Source organism: Microvirga brassicacearum, assembly GCF_008757455.1.
Classification (GTDB): domain Bacteria; phylum Pseudomonadota; class Alphaproteobacteria; order Rhizobiales; family Beijerinckiaceae; genus Microvirga; species Microvirga brassicacearum.
The window spans coordinates 91984-106500 of the sequence record NZ_VCMV01000001.1; the positions used below are offsets into that span (position 1 = coordinate 91984).

Sequence of the window (14517 nt, forward strand, 5' to 3'; positions counted from 1 at the left end):
GCCGCCCAAGTTGGAGATCCCTTCGGAGCTGTACTCTATAGTTTTGTACAGCGTCATCGGCGCCTCCATTGGAGACGTCAACGCCAGAAATGGGCATGCCTGCGAGAGCGCGGCTGGCTTGGTGCATCGGCCCTAAGCGTGCCGATGTAGTAGGAGCTTCCACGGGCGTGGCCTCCTCTCAGGCTTCTTAGATCCAGGCACACTGGCGCCGTTCAGCCCAGATGATCTTTGACCGGCGCACCGCTGAAGGTCCAGTGATGAACCTGCGCTAAATTAGCTGCTCGGAATCGTAGGCGCGGTGCGGAGCCGATCGGCGACGCGCCCCTCGGTTTCGATGGTTTCACTCGATTGGCTGTGTGGAGGTGCTTCAACCGTGCAGGCCTCGCGCAGCTCGGAAGGCAAAGCCAGCTTGCAGACCATTGAGGCGGGACTATATTAATCTCGGCGATGCGATGACTTCCGTCGCAGCACTTTTTCTGGCTACTGTCGATCGTGACAACCCGGATGTGACGCAGATACCAGTCGATACTGCGAGACAACTGGAGCAGATCTCATGACCCACGAGAGTTCCGCAATGAGCATCGTCAAGGAGTTCATTCTTGACGAATTCCTTCCGGGTGAGGAGCCGAGTAGGCTCACGCCAACCACTGCGCTGGTATCGACCGGCATCCTCGACTCCCTGGCGACGCTGAAGCTCGTCACTTTCCTCGAGCAGACGTTCGACATCCAGGTCAAGGCTCACGAGGCAGACGAGGAACACCTGAATACGTTGCATACGATCTGCGAACTGGTCGATTCGAAACGCTGACTTGGCGCTATCCATGCTGCGAGGTCCCATGACCGTCAAGCTCTATCGTTATCTTGAAGACGCCGCAGGCCGGTGGCCCGACAAGATCGCGGTCCAGGAGGTGGATGGCAGCTTCATCACCTACCGAGAACTCGATCGCTTATCGGACCGAATGCGTGATCGATTGGTCGAGCTTGGAATACGTCCTGGCGACCGCGTCGGATTCTGGATTCGCAAATCTATCGATGCCGTCGCGACAATATTCGGGGTCCTGAAGGCCGGTGCGGCTTACGTGCCGATGGATCCCACAGCACCGCCGACGCGCAACAACTACATCCTCGCCGATTGCGGAGTCGCAGTCATCGTTATCGAGAATCGTTTCGAACCGATGCTGATTGCGGAACCAAGCGCGCAGGGTGCCTATCCTGCAATCCTCGTGATTGGCGGTGCGGGCGGCGGTGTCCACCTGCGCGCCATGCTCGATGAGAAAGATCGCCACGCGGAGGCTCCGTCGGCCGTGTCCGCGCCGGTTCGGCCGGAAGACCTTGCCTTCGTCCTCTACACGTCGGGCTCGACGGGCAGACCGAAGGGTGTCCAGCTGTCGCATCTCAACGCCGTGAGCTTCGTCGAGTGGTGTGCAGAGATCTTCGCTTTGTTGCCGACGGACCGGTTTTCCTCCCACGCTCCATTCCATTTTGATCTCTCCGTCTTCGACATCTTCAGCGCTGCGAAGCACGGGGGCACGCTGGTGCTGATAGGCGAAGAGGTTGGCAAGCAACCGCTCGAACTAGCGCACCTGATCGCCGACCTGGAGATTACCATCTGGTACTCGGCACCATCCATTCTGAGCCTGATGGCGCAATTCGGCGAACTTGAAAGCCGAAATTTCTCCTCCCTGCGATTCGTGCTTTTCGCCGGGGAGGTTTTCCCGGTCGCTCATCTGAGATCATTGGTAAAATACTGGCCGCACCCGCGCTACTTTAATCTCTACGGGCCAACGGAGACCAATGTTTGCACGTTCTACGAGGTGCCAACGCCAATCCCGGAGGACCGCACCGAGCCGATGCCGATCGGCAAGGTCTGCTCTCATCTTGAGGGGATCCTCATCGATGCCGATGGAAGGGCGGTGGAGAAGGGCACGGAAGGCGAGCTCTGCATCCGCGGTTCTGGTGTCACGCGAGGCTACTGGAACTTGCCGGAGCAGTCGCGCAAGTGTTTCGTCGAGGTGGCGGGCGCGACATACTACCGGACCGGCGACATAGCCAAGGAAGAGCCCAGCGGCAACTTGCGGTATCTCGGCCGCAGTGACCGGATGATCAAGAAGCGCGGGTTCCGGGTTGAACTCGGCGAAATCGAGGTCTGTCTTTACCGTCACACTGGCGTTCGGGAGGCTGCTGTCGTGGCGCTGGCGGATGACACCTTGGGGATGAGAGTGCATGCCCATGTGGTCTCCAAGGACGGCAGGACGCTATCCCTCATCGAGATGAAGACCTTCTGCTCCGAACATATTCCGATCTATATGATCCCCGATCGCTTCAGCTTTCATCCTTCACTCCCGAAAACCTCGACGGATAAAGTCGACTATCAGACTCTAAAATTTTGGAGCGGGGGCTGACCTGTGGACTTCGCCTGGTCCGAAGAGCAAACGCAGTTTCGCGAATCGGTCAAAAAATTTGCTCTTGAGGAACTCAATGACGGCTTGCGCGAGCGCGACAAGCGGAGCGAGTTCAACCTTGAGGGCTGGCGCAAGTGTGCCGACTTCGGAATCCATGGACTCCCGATTCCAATCGAGCATGGCGGATTGGGCGCTGATCCGCTGACGACCGTCGGCGTCCTCGAGAGCCTTGGATATGGCTGCAAGGACAACGGCTTGGTCTTTTCGATCAATGCTCACATGTGGACGCTCGAAGTCCCGCTGCTGGATTTCGGCAGCAAGGAGCAGAAGCAAAGATACCTGCCTCGCCTTTGCAATGGCAGCCTTGTCGGCGGAAACGCAATGACGGAGCCGGGCTCGGGATCCGACGCCTATAGCCTGCAGACCACCGCAGAACGACGGGGCGACAGATATGTCCTTAACGGCAGCAAGACCTTCGTCTCGAATGGGGGCGTCGGCGATTTGATCATTGTGTATGCCACCCTGGATCGATCCATCGGGCCGAATGGCATCTGCGGCTTTCTCGTAGAGAGAGATTATCCCGGCCTCCAAGTCGGCCGCGCACTGGAGAAAATGGGGCTGCGAACATCGCCGATGGCTGAAGTATTCCTTGAGAATTGCGAGGTCCCGGTCGAGAACCGTCTCGGCCGGGAGGGGAACGGCAAGAACCTCTTCACGCACTCAATGAACTGGGAACGCGCCTGCATCCTCGCCAGTGCCGTCGGAGCGATGCAGCGACTGCTTGAGACATCGATCCGATACGCGAAGGACCGCAAGCAATTCGGCCAATCCATCGGGAAGTTCCAGCTGGTTGCGACAAAGCTCGTCGACATGAAGATGCGCGTGGATCAAGCACGGGCAGCGCTGTACCAAACAGCCTGGCTACAAGGCAAAGGGAAAAGCATTTTTCTTGAGGCTGCCCTCGCGAAGCTCACCATCAGCGAGAATTGGGTGAGATGTGCTGAGGACGCCATTCAGATCCGCGGCGGCTACGGCTACATGGTTGAATCGGAGGTGGAACGGGAACTGCGAGATGCCTTAGGCAGCAGGCTTTACTCGGGCACGTCCGAAATCCAGAGAGTTCTCATCGCCTCGCTGCTGGGCCTGTAGGAGGCCTCGACCGTTCAGGCGCACTTCCGAGTAGCCCAAGACGCAACGGTGAGAACCGCCACGCTATTCAGCCGCCGCCGCGCCAAAATAAGTTGTTCGTCTCGGTGGAAGACTACCGACGCTTCACGATCCGAGAACCGATTCTTTGGAATCTCGGGGGAAGGTATGGAAGAAACTCGAGCAGTGTCTCCGATGTGTAGCGAGGCGCAAATGCGAAAAGCAGCACAACGTAGATCACACTTCCCAATAAGGCCGAGGCAAGCAAGCGCACCAGCGGTCCCATATCCTCCAGGACGAACAGGCGCGCAGCGGTCACGGCAATGGCCATGAGGCTAGCTGCGACTCCAGGTCCAATCAGGGCGGTTGCCGTCCTTCTTACACGCAGACCGACCCCCTTGCGGAGCATAAGCAAGACGATCGGCAAAGTCAGATGGCTGCGAATAGTCAGGCCGGCAGCAATCGCCACGATGCCAAAAGGCACTGCGATCAGGACGACAAGGGTACTCGTGAGGAGTTGTGCAATGTCCGACACGACGATCAACCGTGTATTCCCGACGGCCGTGAGCGCTGGGGCAGCGAAGTACACGAGGGTGGCGGGCGCCACCACAAGTGCAAGTGCCGTCATCACGGAGGCACTCGACGCCCATTTTTGCCCGAAGCAAAGCACCACGAAATCGGGAGCAATCGCGGCGGCGCCTAAAAACACCGGGAAGGAAACCAGGGCCGTCGCACGGGTCATCCGAAGGTAAGCCTCGCCAACGGCGGCTGGTGGCAGCCGCGACAGCGCTGTGAGGGCTGTGACCTGGAGAGGCCTGATAGTGGTACCGATGAGAAATTGCAGGCCGCGCAACCCCACCCGGTATGAAGCCAGCGCCACGGGGCCGAGGACAAACCCGATTGCCAGTTCGGGGATACGCTTCGTGATTTCGCCGAGCATCTTAGCGGTGATCAGAGTGCCGCCAAATCTTCCGAACTGTCGCAGATCGCTCTTGGAAAACACCAGCCGCGGCCGCCACGGCACTGCTCGCCAAATGACTACGGCACTGAGGATCGCAGCAACAAGGCGGTTTACGACCAGCGCCCACACACCGAAGCCATGATAAGCCAAGCCGACGCCGACGATGCCCGCGGACAACTTGGCGGTGGTCGTGCGGAGCGCCAAGACCTTGTAGCCGAACTCGCGCCGGAGCTTGGCCTCGTGGACCGCGCGCGCACCATCGACAATGAGGCCGCTTCCCAAAGCGATGATAACCGCTCCTAGCAGAGAGGAGCCCGACAGGATCACCCAGACGCCGGCGGCGGATATGGCGACCGCGCAGAGCGTGGAACTAACGAGACTGGTCCAGAATGCAGTCGATGCCGCAGTCTCATCCCACTTTTCCCGTTGGATGAGCGCTTCCGGAATGCCGGCAGTCATGAACGTGGCGGCTATTTCGATAAAAATAGCCGCGAAGGCGACAATGCCGAACTCTGCGGGCTGCAGCAGGTGGGCCAAGATCGAGAACACCAAGAAGCCGGAAAACAGCGATGTGAAACTGGCCCCGATCGACCACAGTGAACCGGCGATCAGTTTTCTGCGTATGCTCATGCAGCCTCTCGAAAGGATCGCTCCGACCCGAGCGGATTCTCCATCTAGCGTCTGCGGGCTATCATCGACCGGTACTTCTTTACTCTGACGTAGAACTCTGGATGGTAAGTCATCATATAGCGCCGAAATCTCGTATTTACTGTCGCGTCCGGGAGCAGGAGACTCTGAAAAACCGGAATCTCGATGCCCTGAAACTCGCTATGCTTGGTTTTCAGGGAACGTAGAAACGGTGTGTTATCGATCCGCTCGCGATAAAAATCGATCCATTTCTGATGGCAGACATACAGTTTGTTGGAGCCGATCGCGAATGGCACCAACGGCTTCGTGCGAGCACTATGCCACGCAAAGTAACCTGCAGACACATCTGGCCATTCCGCACGGTGGAAGTCGTCGATGGCTATTACACCATGCTCCGCCAGACACCCCTCCGCGATGGTGAGATCGTTCCGAACAATCTCAAGCCAATGTCCGCCGTCAACACTGAAAAAACGAACCTCTCCAACCGCGGCAAGGATGTCGGCTGCAGTGATATCGAGAGACGAGCTTTTCGTGATTACAACAGCTTCCGGAGCTATGCCGAAGCGCCTCAGGTTCTCCTCGAGCTTGATCCGACTGCCCATCCCGGAGAAATCCTTGTTCAGGTGCTGGTCCTCAAAAATATCGACGCAGTATGCCCTGTCCTGATCCTGCAGGCCTAAGCACATCGCGATGAAGGATTTGCCGTGGTGAACTCCGATCTCTGCCATAGCGCCGCCCAGACCCGCTTCATTCTGCGCGGTGATGACACCTCGATAGATTTCGGCGTCGACTCGGCCGAACCAACCCTGAACCTGCCGAATACCAGCCTCGACATAATGGTTAAGCTGTTCATCCCCGATCACGCGCATCCTGTTCATGCCCTTCGGTTCGCGAGTATCGGAACATATAGGCTTCGCTCCTCGGAAGCGCGCCTCACGTGCCGCGGCGCGCTAATTCGCAAAAGACAAACAAAATCTAAACTAGACGAGGCGCCGAGCATTCATCAAGCTGGCGATCGCTCAATTTGACGGATAAGGAGCTCCGCGCGACACTGACGGACGCGTCCAGGTGGCCGCGGCCAATCGAGCGGTTCGGATGGCGCGTGATGGATTCTAGGGCAAGTGCAACGGTCGGCCCGATCATCTTTCCATTTACGGGCGCGAGCGTTGGTGGAAGCCATATCTCCACGTTCCACCTCGCTCGCTCGCTGATGCTTGATCATCGGATACGGTGCATCGTTATTGCTCCGGCGGCCTCGAGCATTGCGCGACAAGCCTCTGAGATGGGCCTCGAGGTTCAAGCGACGGCGGATGCTCCGGCGAAAGCCCGCAAGCCCGGGAGTGATTTGATCAGACTACCTCGGCGAATGCAGGCACTGCGCCTCTACGGGCCTCACACCGTAGTCCACTGCAACGATCTCTGGACCCTCCAGTCTTGGGGCTTTGCGGGACGGCTATTGAGTCTACCAGTGGTCTATCACCATCGGGTTATCCTCACGATGTCGCGGCTCGACAGGGCACTGGTTCGAATAGCTCAGGCCGTGATCACCATATCCGAGCCGTGTCGGCGCAATCTCGGCTTCCTGGCGGACCACCGAGTCCATTCAATCCTGAATCCGTTTCCTGGGCCGGCGCTCGAGCGCCCGGCGGGGTGGAGGGCCGAGTTCGGTGCACGGTGGCAGGATCGGAGGCCCATTCTGGTTGGCTTCGTCGGTAACTTTCAATATCGGAAACGGCCTGATTTCTTTCTTGAAGTCTGCCAAGTCCTTGCCGAACGCGAGCCCGATGCCCGTTTCATCATATTTGGCCGGGAGCGTGACTATCAGAGCAAGGACCTTGAAGACCGCGCGCGCGAACTTGGGATCGCTGACAAGGTCGCTCTGGCTGGCTTCCGATCTCCGACTGAAATGAATCTTGCCACATTGGACGTCCTGCTCGCTCCGGCACTTGGCGAGCCCTTCGGACGCACGCTTGTCGAAGCGCTACTGCTCGGGGTTCCCTTCGTTGCAACCGACGACGCCGGCCATAGCGAAATAGTGGCCCGGTGGTCTGGTGGCCATCTGGTTAGGCCCGATGCGACGGCGGAACAGTTCGCGGATGCGGCTGTGAACGTCCTTGCTGCTTCGGGAGACGTAGCGCTTTCGCTCGAGGCTCGCCACAGGGTGGCGGAGGAACTTGCGCCGCGACTTCACGCTGCAAAGATGCTTGGGATCTACCGCCGGATCTGCCTAGCCACTCAATGAGTGTTCGCGAGCCCGTTCGGGGTCTTCTCCATCAAGGTCGAGTATACAGCGCTCGTTGTCTCGCTGACCTTGTCCCAGTCGTAGCGGTTCAGAATGACAGCCGGATCGACGAGGAAGGTTCTGGGAGGATCAGCCAGTTTCCGCCGCAGGTCGTCCCTGTCGCCGACCTTGAAGTAGTTGGCTTGTGCCAAGCCAAGATCGAGGTTCGGTTGGATGTCGCTCAGTAGAAGTGGACACCCGAGGATCGCGGCTTCCAGCGCAGCGATCGGCAGCCCTTCATGCCGGGATGCAAGCACGAAAAGAGAGGCGTCCCGAAGGAGAATGGTGACCTCCGCTCTTCTTAAAGAGCCAGTAAACACCACTCTGTCATTCGCTTCGTGATGAAGGTGCGCGACGTACGGATCGCCCGCTGCAGCCCCTCCGATAATGACGAGCTTAGGTGGATTGGCGACACTCTTGAATGAGCGGATGAGATCGTCGAATCCCTTTTCCGGAACGAGTCGCCCGACCGTGACGATATATTCGCCGCGTATTCCGAACCTCCGCCGGAGAGAACGACGCTCTCGTTCCGAGGCGGCCGGTTGCAAGATGTGAGTGGCACCGTTGGGGACAAACGAGATGCGCGACGCCTGTGAGCGATAGCGGCGTTTGAGTTGCTCAGCGAGAGACGGAGAGACCGCGATCAGACGATCAGCGAAGTGCACGGCGCAAAATTCGCCAACTCGCAAAACTGCTTTGGCAAAAGCATTCCAACGATCCCGGTTGTAATCCGCTCCGTGGTGAGTCACGAGAACCTTCATGCCAAGCGCCTTGGCTAGCGGCGCGACCAAGGCTGGGCCGATCGCGTGGATATGAACGACGTCTGCATGAATGTAGAACCGCGCGTAGAGAAGGCCTACCGCTGAATTTGAAATCGCCTCAAGATATTTATTCTTGGCATGCGGGAGAGCGACTATCCGGACTCCGCAGTATTCGAATATCAGATGCGGGCAATAGGATCTCCGACCAATTACCGTGAACTCATCGTCCGGGCGTTGCCTTTGCAGCCTTGGGATAAGTTGCTCGCAATGGGTCTCAATCCCTCCGACCACTTGAGGAATACCTCTCAGTCCAAGCACGCAGATCCGCACGGCGCACCCTCCCATCAGGTTGCTATTTGGCGGCCGGGATGTCGAGTAGACCGCCATCATGGATCAGCGACAGGCGTGCCCTCGCGTTCATCCTGATCAGTGAATTTTCCACAATGATCTCTCCCTTTTGCCCCACCTCAAACGCGGTGGTTCCCTCATCCTGATCTTCGATCTGGCATCCGGTGACACGGGCCTTCGCGCCGTTCGCAACCCAGAAATGATTCTGTTTGCCGTTTCCACCGCGCTTGTGTGGATTGCGGCTTACGCAATCTGTAATCCTGCTGTCGCCCCAAATCCGAAAGTTGCGCATGTTGTCCTCTGCGCGAGCTCGAAGGAGAGTGGTGTTGGAGGATTTGAGATCGTAGCCGCCGTCCGTCGAGCCGGATGAAAGCGTGTCTTCAATGAGGATATTGTGGACGCCGCGCTCGGTTACAAAGCCGTCACCGTTCCAGTATTCGTGCGTGCTGTCATGGCTGTTCATCATCGTCACGCGACGCATCACGACGTCATGAACCGTGTCCTGCAGCGAGATTCCCATTGCAAAGTTGTCGCCGTCCTGACGCTCGCTGTCGCCGAGGACGTCCTCTATGACAATCTTGGCTGAGTTATCCTTGAGCCTGATCGCCCCTTTCGAATAGCCCCGCACAGTCACCCGGCGAATGGTGAGGTCGTAGATGCTCGCGTGCGCACCCGAACCGCTTGCGTTATTCTCAAGGAAGCGGCGGACGTTTCTCGCGTCCACGTCCCGTATTTCCAGTCCCTGAATGTCGCTAGCAATACGGAAGCAGCCATTGCCATGGTTGCGAAAGTAGATGTGCTCGAAGCGGAGATAGTTCGCGCCACCGGAGAGACGGAAGACCTCCGAGCCAGGATCACCCTCAAGGCTCCAAGGATCGGCACGGCTTCCGACGAGCTCAGCCTTCGCGGGATTTCCGGCTTTATCTGCCCCGGCAATCGTGACAGGCAGCCCATCGGCCCCGCCGGCCCGGATGACAATTTGTCGTGAGATCCGGTAGGGTCCATCATCGGCTTTAAGCAGCACCTTGCCGCCGGGCCCAGCCAGGGCGACGAATGCGGAGAGCTTTTCCAACCCACCGGCGTTTGCCCAATCCGACCCGTTCGAATCACCAGCAGGCGACGGAGCAATGTGTAGTGTCCGTGGCTCGCTGCTGAAGGCGACGCCTGGAGCAGCACAGGCGACAACGAGAAGAATTCTTATGAGAGCCCGCCTCTGGGCATGTGTTAGTCGAGGCGCATGCAAAGCCATGCAATCCTCCCAGGAACAACAAGTGATAGCAGCGAGCGCACCGCGTCCGGTCTGCACCTAGTATGCGTTGCGATGCCGTAAGACCTCGCCTACCGTCATGGCCAAGATCTGGAGGTCGAGAAGCAGAGTACGGTTCGCAATATATTGAATGTCCAACTCGACCCGTTGCCTGATTGCGTCAATCGTTGACGTCTCGCCGCGCAAACCATGAACTTGTGCCCAGCCGGTAATGCCCGGCATGACGTGACTGCGCAGTGCGTAGTTGCCAATCAGACGGTTGAATTCGCTATCATGCACCAGCGCGTGCGGGCGGGGGCCAACGAGCGACATCTCACCTTTGATCACGTTAAGGAGTTGCGGGAGTTCATCGAGGCTTGTACGCCTGAGCCAGCGGCCCACACTGGTAATTCGTGGGTCGTCGCGCGTCGCCTGAATCACCGTCTCCCCGTCTTCGAGAACGGTCATCGTACGAAATTTGTAGATTCGGAAGACACGGCCATTGAAGCCTGCGCGGGATTGACGAAACAGAATGGGGCCTTGCGAGTCGAGGCTGATCGCCAACGCGATTACAGCGAAAAGTGGTAGACAGAGGACCAGGGCGGCTCCGGAAATGAAAATGTCGAATGTGCGCTTCTGCGCCTTCTCGGCCCAAGTCAGCGTTGCCCGCTTCAGTTCAATAGCAACATTTGATGCGACCTTGACATGGGGATGCCGCATCAGCTCCAGAATGCTTGGATCCGGCAGGAGCCGAACTGGCACAGGCGTCATCTGCAGCTCCGCCAGGAGGGCATTCACGGCTCCCTGTCGACGCCAATCAAGCGCGATGTGGACTTCGTCAAGCTTCGCCTCGCGGACATACTCGATAACCTGCCGTGCACACGCTTTCCAATCCGCATCGGTGTAGAAGCACTCCGTCTGAGGCGGCACGACGACCGATCTCACAACACGGTAGCCGAAACGCTCAGAGTCGGGCTTTTGCCGGGCTGTTCCAGCGCCGTCCTCCCCAATGAGCACGATCGCTCGCCCGTTCAGTCGACCCTGCGCGAGCGCGCGCGAGATCACCTGCGAGAGCGCGATGCGCTGGGCAACGATGAGACCTGGTGCAATTGCGGCGAAGAGGAAAACATGGCCGGGCCAGAAAGCATGACTCGGGCTGAGGATGAAAAGAACTCCAGCCAAAAACAGAGAAACGATTGCGGAAAGAAACACGACAGTGCTGCGGGTTGTGCGAGGATCTATGATGCAATTTTGTTCGTACACACCATGAGCCCCGAGGCATGGCAGCAATAGAGCCCCGAAGAGGATGCCGAACACAACAAACTTCTCAATTGGACCTATCTCGCCGAAAGCGAGTAAATGGTAACTTGCACCCGCTACAACGCTCGCTAGCAAGATCGCGGCAAGATCGGACAGGCGGATGAAGAAACCAAAATCGTCATATACGATCGGCCAGCGCCGCCGCGTCCCGTTTATTGCATATAATATTGAATAAGACGGTGTCATATCTGACTAAACCGGTATTGGGCCCCGCAAAAACGTTAGCTGTGCAGCCAAAGATGATTGTAAGCCAGCTTATTGAGCTTGTCCCTCTCACGTGACGCTCAATTCCGGGAAATCAAGGTGCGATGTTCTTTGCAGATAACCGAAGTCGCGACTCAGACGAGCCCGTTGCGAGCTTGCGCGATACTGCGCGGCGGGTTCTAAACTAGCAGCAAACTGAGCAGGTCGCGCGACCCTTCGATCAATCTCGCAGCGTCACATACATGCACTGAGGACGCATGCGCTGAGGACGTGTGTGTCACTGATGCTTGCCACGTTGCTGACACCACAGCGATCACAGACGCGGTGGGCACGACCTTTCGCGGATAGCTGCATTTGTGCCCTCGGGGAACCTCACTCTGCCTTGGCCGACGCAGTTGTCTCAGCTCTTTCCAGGTTTGCTAAATTAGCGGCGGCGCAGACAATGCATGGGGTTGCTGGTCCTTCGGCGTAATCTATCAATCCGAAGCCGTATTGATGCTAACCTCAAAACATCAGGTTGCATCTAGCATCGCGCGTCTCGAGGACACAATTATCCTTTGGACATAGCGCAGCGTGTCGGGGCTGCATTTCGGCTTGAGCAATAGTTAAGACGATGCGATGGTAGTGGACGCTACCGAGTGGCGAGTTCCTAGCCATTGCGTCGGATCAGACCGGCACTTCTCAGCGTCTCGAATTCATGAGAACCAGCGAGTACGGCGACGCGCCAGAAAAAATGCAATTCGAGAGGTGTGTTTCGAGAGGTGTGTCATGCTCCAACTGCCGACGCGCAAGTCTTTTGAGGAGCCAGTGGTCGCCCCGGTTGGGGGAAGGGACGAAAACGAGGTCTTCGACCTGCAGTACATCTTTGCAGCGATCAGACGTCAGTGGAAAATCATCCTTGGCCTAACCGCGATTGGCGCTGCACTTGGAATCCTTTACGCCGTGACGTCCGTGCCGTTGTATACCACAACGACGAGTATCATGATCGACCGTCGTCAGGTCCGGGCGGTTCAGGATGTTTCCGCCGTCACGGATGTCGGGGTGGATGCTCCAATCGTCGTCGACAGTCAAGTAGAGGTCCTCAAGTCGGGGAGGATTGCGCTCGCGACGATCAACCAGTTGAACCTCGCAAACGATCCAACTTTCTGGTCTCGCGAAGGTTGGCTGTTGACTTCGGTGTATCGGCGGATTGAACAGATCGCAAGCGACGTCGCCGGCAAGCTGCGCGACCGCCCCGAGGCGGTGGCGGATGGGTCGCGAGCGCGGGAGATGCGACTATGGGCAGCCGTCTATCGCCTGCTCAGCAGGACCACGATTGCGCGCGTTGGAAAAACCTACGTCATCACGGTTAGCTACACGGGGACTAGTCCGGATCAGGTCGTTCGGATTGCCAACGCATATGTTGAGGCCTATCTGGCTGATCAACTTGATGCAAAGTACGAGGCGACCCGACAGGCCAACTCATGGCTCCAGAAGCGGCTCGATGAATTGCGGCAACAGTCGGTCGAGTCCGATCTCGCGGTCCAACGATTCCGCTTGGCGAACAACCTGATCGCGGTGGGAGGGCAACTCGTCTCCGATTTGCAACTAGCGGAGTTGAACACCCAACTCAGTGTCGCTCGCGGGGAAGTTGCACGGACCGGCGCGCGGCTCGACAGAATTCGCACCATCCTCGACACAAACCAGATTGAGGCGTTGGTCGGGGAGGCAATGGGAAACGCTGTGATCAGCGAACTCCAGGCGCGTTACCTGGAGGCATTGAGACGTGAGGTGGAAATCATTGCATCATTTGGGCCGGATCACGAGCGCGCAGTGCGGTATCGATCCGAGAAAGCGGAGGTTAAGCGCCAGATACTTGTCGAACTTTCTCGAGTTGCCAACGGTTACGAGAGCGAATACCAGATCGCCAGATCGCGGCAGGAATCGCTGAGCCAGAGTGTCGAGAAGCTGATCGGTGTCGCTGCTGAGGCAAACAACAGCCTCGTGCAACTGCGGGAACTTGAGCGGGCGGCGGATACCTACAAGAGCCTCTATCAATCGTTCCTGGGGCGTTACCAGCAAACCGTTCAACAGCAATCATTTCCGATGAGCGATGCACGGGTTGTAACTCCGGCTGTGCTCCCTATGCAACCAAGTCACCCGCAGACATTTTCCATCATCCTCCTGTCAGCCCTGATGGGGACCATTGTTGGGAGCGCATACGGAGCCATACGCGAGTACCGGGACGGATCCTTGCGGACTGGAGACGAAGTCCGCGAAGAACTCGGGCTCAAATGCCTCGGAATGCTGCCCACGATCTCTCTCCCCAGGTTCAGTAAGTGGACAAGACGCAATTCGTTGCGCGGGATCTCACCGAAAGATCGGATGCCGCTCGCGCGTTACGTTCTCCATGCACCCCATTCGGATTTCGCAGAGGCCCTTCGGTCAGTTGCGACCTCGGCCTCTCATGGGTGTGGGGGTACCCGTGCGCGAGTGATTGGAGTTCTTTCCGTGGCGCCGCAGGAGGGCAGGACACTCATTGCCGCCAACCTTGCTGCGCTGCTCGCCGACGAGGGAAGCCAGACACTCCTTGTCGACGCGGATTTCAGAAACCCCACCTTAACTAGAATCCTCGCCCCTGACGCTACCGACGGCCTCTTGGAAGTCCTTGCCGACATTCAACCTTGGCGAGGAACCCTGCGCCGTGTGCCTGGCTCGGAGCTTGTGATACTTCCCACGGTCTACCGGGAGGATCTCGCGCACTCGAGCCGGCTGATCACAAGCGAGAGATTCGAAGAGGTCCTTCGTGAGGCATCGGAGCGATTCGAGTATATCATCGTGGATCTTCCGCCACTTGGCGCGGCAAACCATGCGAGGGCGTTAGCAAGCAAGGTCGACAGCGTGCTCCTCGCGGTCCGCTGGGGGCACACATCGAAGGCCCTCGTCAAGGAAGCTCTGGTTGCCGATGACTTGGATGAGACCCGGTGCATGGGTGTCGTCTTGAACCGGGTGGATATGAGACTTCTCCGGCTGTACCAGCGTTACCCCGTCAGGCGCGACATTTCCGACGCAGACGGGTGGCGTGCATGAGGATCCTGGGGAGCATCACCTGCGGGAGGACTTGCATTCGGTCCGGATCTTTCGTCACAAACGAGCCCTGTCTGGATTCTCCAACACGGGCGTGATCCGTTCATCGCGTCCACTGCCGGCTGAAAAAAGGT

Annotated in this window: 10 protein-coding genes; 5 read left to right on the forward strand and 5 right to left on the reverse strand. The window is 58.0% G+C overall.

Features of this window, described 5'->3' with window-relative positions; translation table 11 throughout:
• Positions 1-574 precede the first annotated feature (574 nt).
• The 3 genes from FEZ63_RS00390 to FEZ63_RS00400 are packed head-to-tail and all read left to right on the forward strand — an operon-like array spanning position 575 to position 3551.
• Positions 575-808, forward strand: a complete 234-nt coding sequence (locus tag FEZ63_RS00390) for an acyl carrier protein (RefSeq protein ID WP_150941655.1) — start codon at positions 575-577, stop codon at positions 806-808.
• Positions 809-836: 28 nt separating this feature from the next.
• Positions 837-2402 carry an amino acid adenylation domain-containing protein gene (locus tag FEZ63_RS00395; protein ID WP_162419631.1) on the forward strand — a complete coding sequence of 522 codons (1566 nt, stop codon included), beginning with the start codon at positions 837-839 and terminating at the stop codon, positions 2400-2402.
• A 3-nt stretch (positions 2403-2405) separates the two neighbouring features.
• Positions 2406-3551: an acyl-CoA dehydrogenase family protein gene (locus FEZ63_RS00400; protein ID WP_150941657.1), complete on the forward strand. Its 1146-nt coding sequence runs from the start codon at positions 2406-2408 to the stop codon at positions 3549-3551.
• Positions 3552-3663: 112 nt separating this feature from the next.
• On the opposite strand, the gene FEZ63_RS00405 is transcribed toward FEZ63_RS00400, so the two are convergent.
• Positions 3664-5139: a lipopolysaccharide biosynthesis protein gene (locus FEZ63_RS00405; RefSeq protein WP_150941658.1), complete on the reverse strand. Its 1476-nt coding sequence runs from the start codon at positions 5137-5139 to the stop codon at positions 3664-3666.
• 44 nt (positions 5140-5183) lie between these two features.
• Positions 5184-6035, reverse strand: a complete 852-nt coding sequence (locus tag FEZ63_RS00410; protein ID WP_150941659.1) for a class I SAM-dependent methyltransferase — start codon at positions 6033-6035, stop codon at positions 5184-5186.
• Between the two features lie 488 nt (positions 6036-6523).
• Here FEZ63_RS00410 and FEZ63_RS00415 point away from each other — a divergent pair, with 488 nt between their 5' ends.
• Positions 6524-7399, forward strand: coding sequence for a glycosyltransferase family 4 protein (locus tag FEZ63_RS00415; RefSeq protein ID WP_162419632.1), 876 nt, complete (start codon positions 6524-6526; stop codon positions 7397-7399).
• Here FEZ63_RS00415 and FEZ63_RS00420 read toward each other — a convergent pair.
• The 3 genes from FEZ63_RS00420 to FEZ63_RS00430 form a co-directional block, all read right to left on the reverse strand.
• The gene (locus FEZ63_RS00420) at positions 7393-8589 is read right to left on the reverse strand and encodes a glycosyltransferase family 4 protein (protein WP_150941661.1); all 1197 of its coding nucleotides are present in this window, start codon (positions 8587-8589) and stop codon (positions 7393-7395) included. The two genes, FEZ63_RS00415 and FEZ63_RS00420, sit on opposite strands and share 7 nt — an antisense overlap.
• Entirely contained in the window at positions 8552-9619 is a 1068-nt protein-coding gene (locus FEZ63_RS00425) for a hypothetical protein (protein ID WP_162419634.1), read from the reverse strand. The genes FEZ63_RS00420 and FEZ63_RS00425 overlap by 38 nt, the downstream gene beginning before the upstream one ends.
• A gap of 234 nt (positions 9620-9853) precedes the next feature.
• Entirely contained in the window at positions 9854-11299 is a 1446-nt protein-coding gene (locus tag FEZ63_RS00430; RefSeq protein ID WP_150941663.1) for an undecaprenyl-phosphate glucose phosphotransferase, read from the reverse strand.
• 642 nt (positions 11300-11941) lie between these two features.
• On the opposite strand from FEZ63_RS00430, the gene FEZ63_RS00435 reads away from it, so the two are divergent.
• Positions 11942-14386, forward strand: a complete 2445-nt coding sequence (locus FEZ63_RS00435) for a Wzz/FepE/Etk N-terminal domain-containing protein (protein WP_162419635.1) — start codon at positions 11942-11944, stop codon at positions 14384-14386.
• Positions 14387-14517 lie beyond the last annotated feature (131 nt).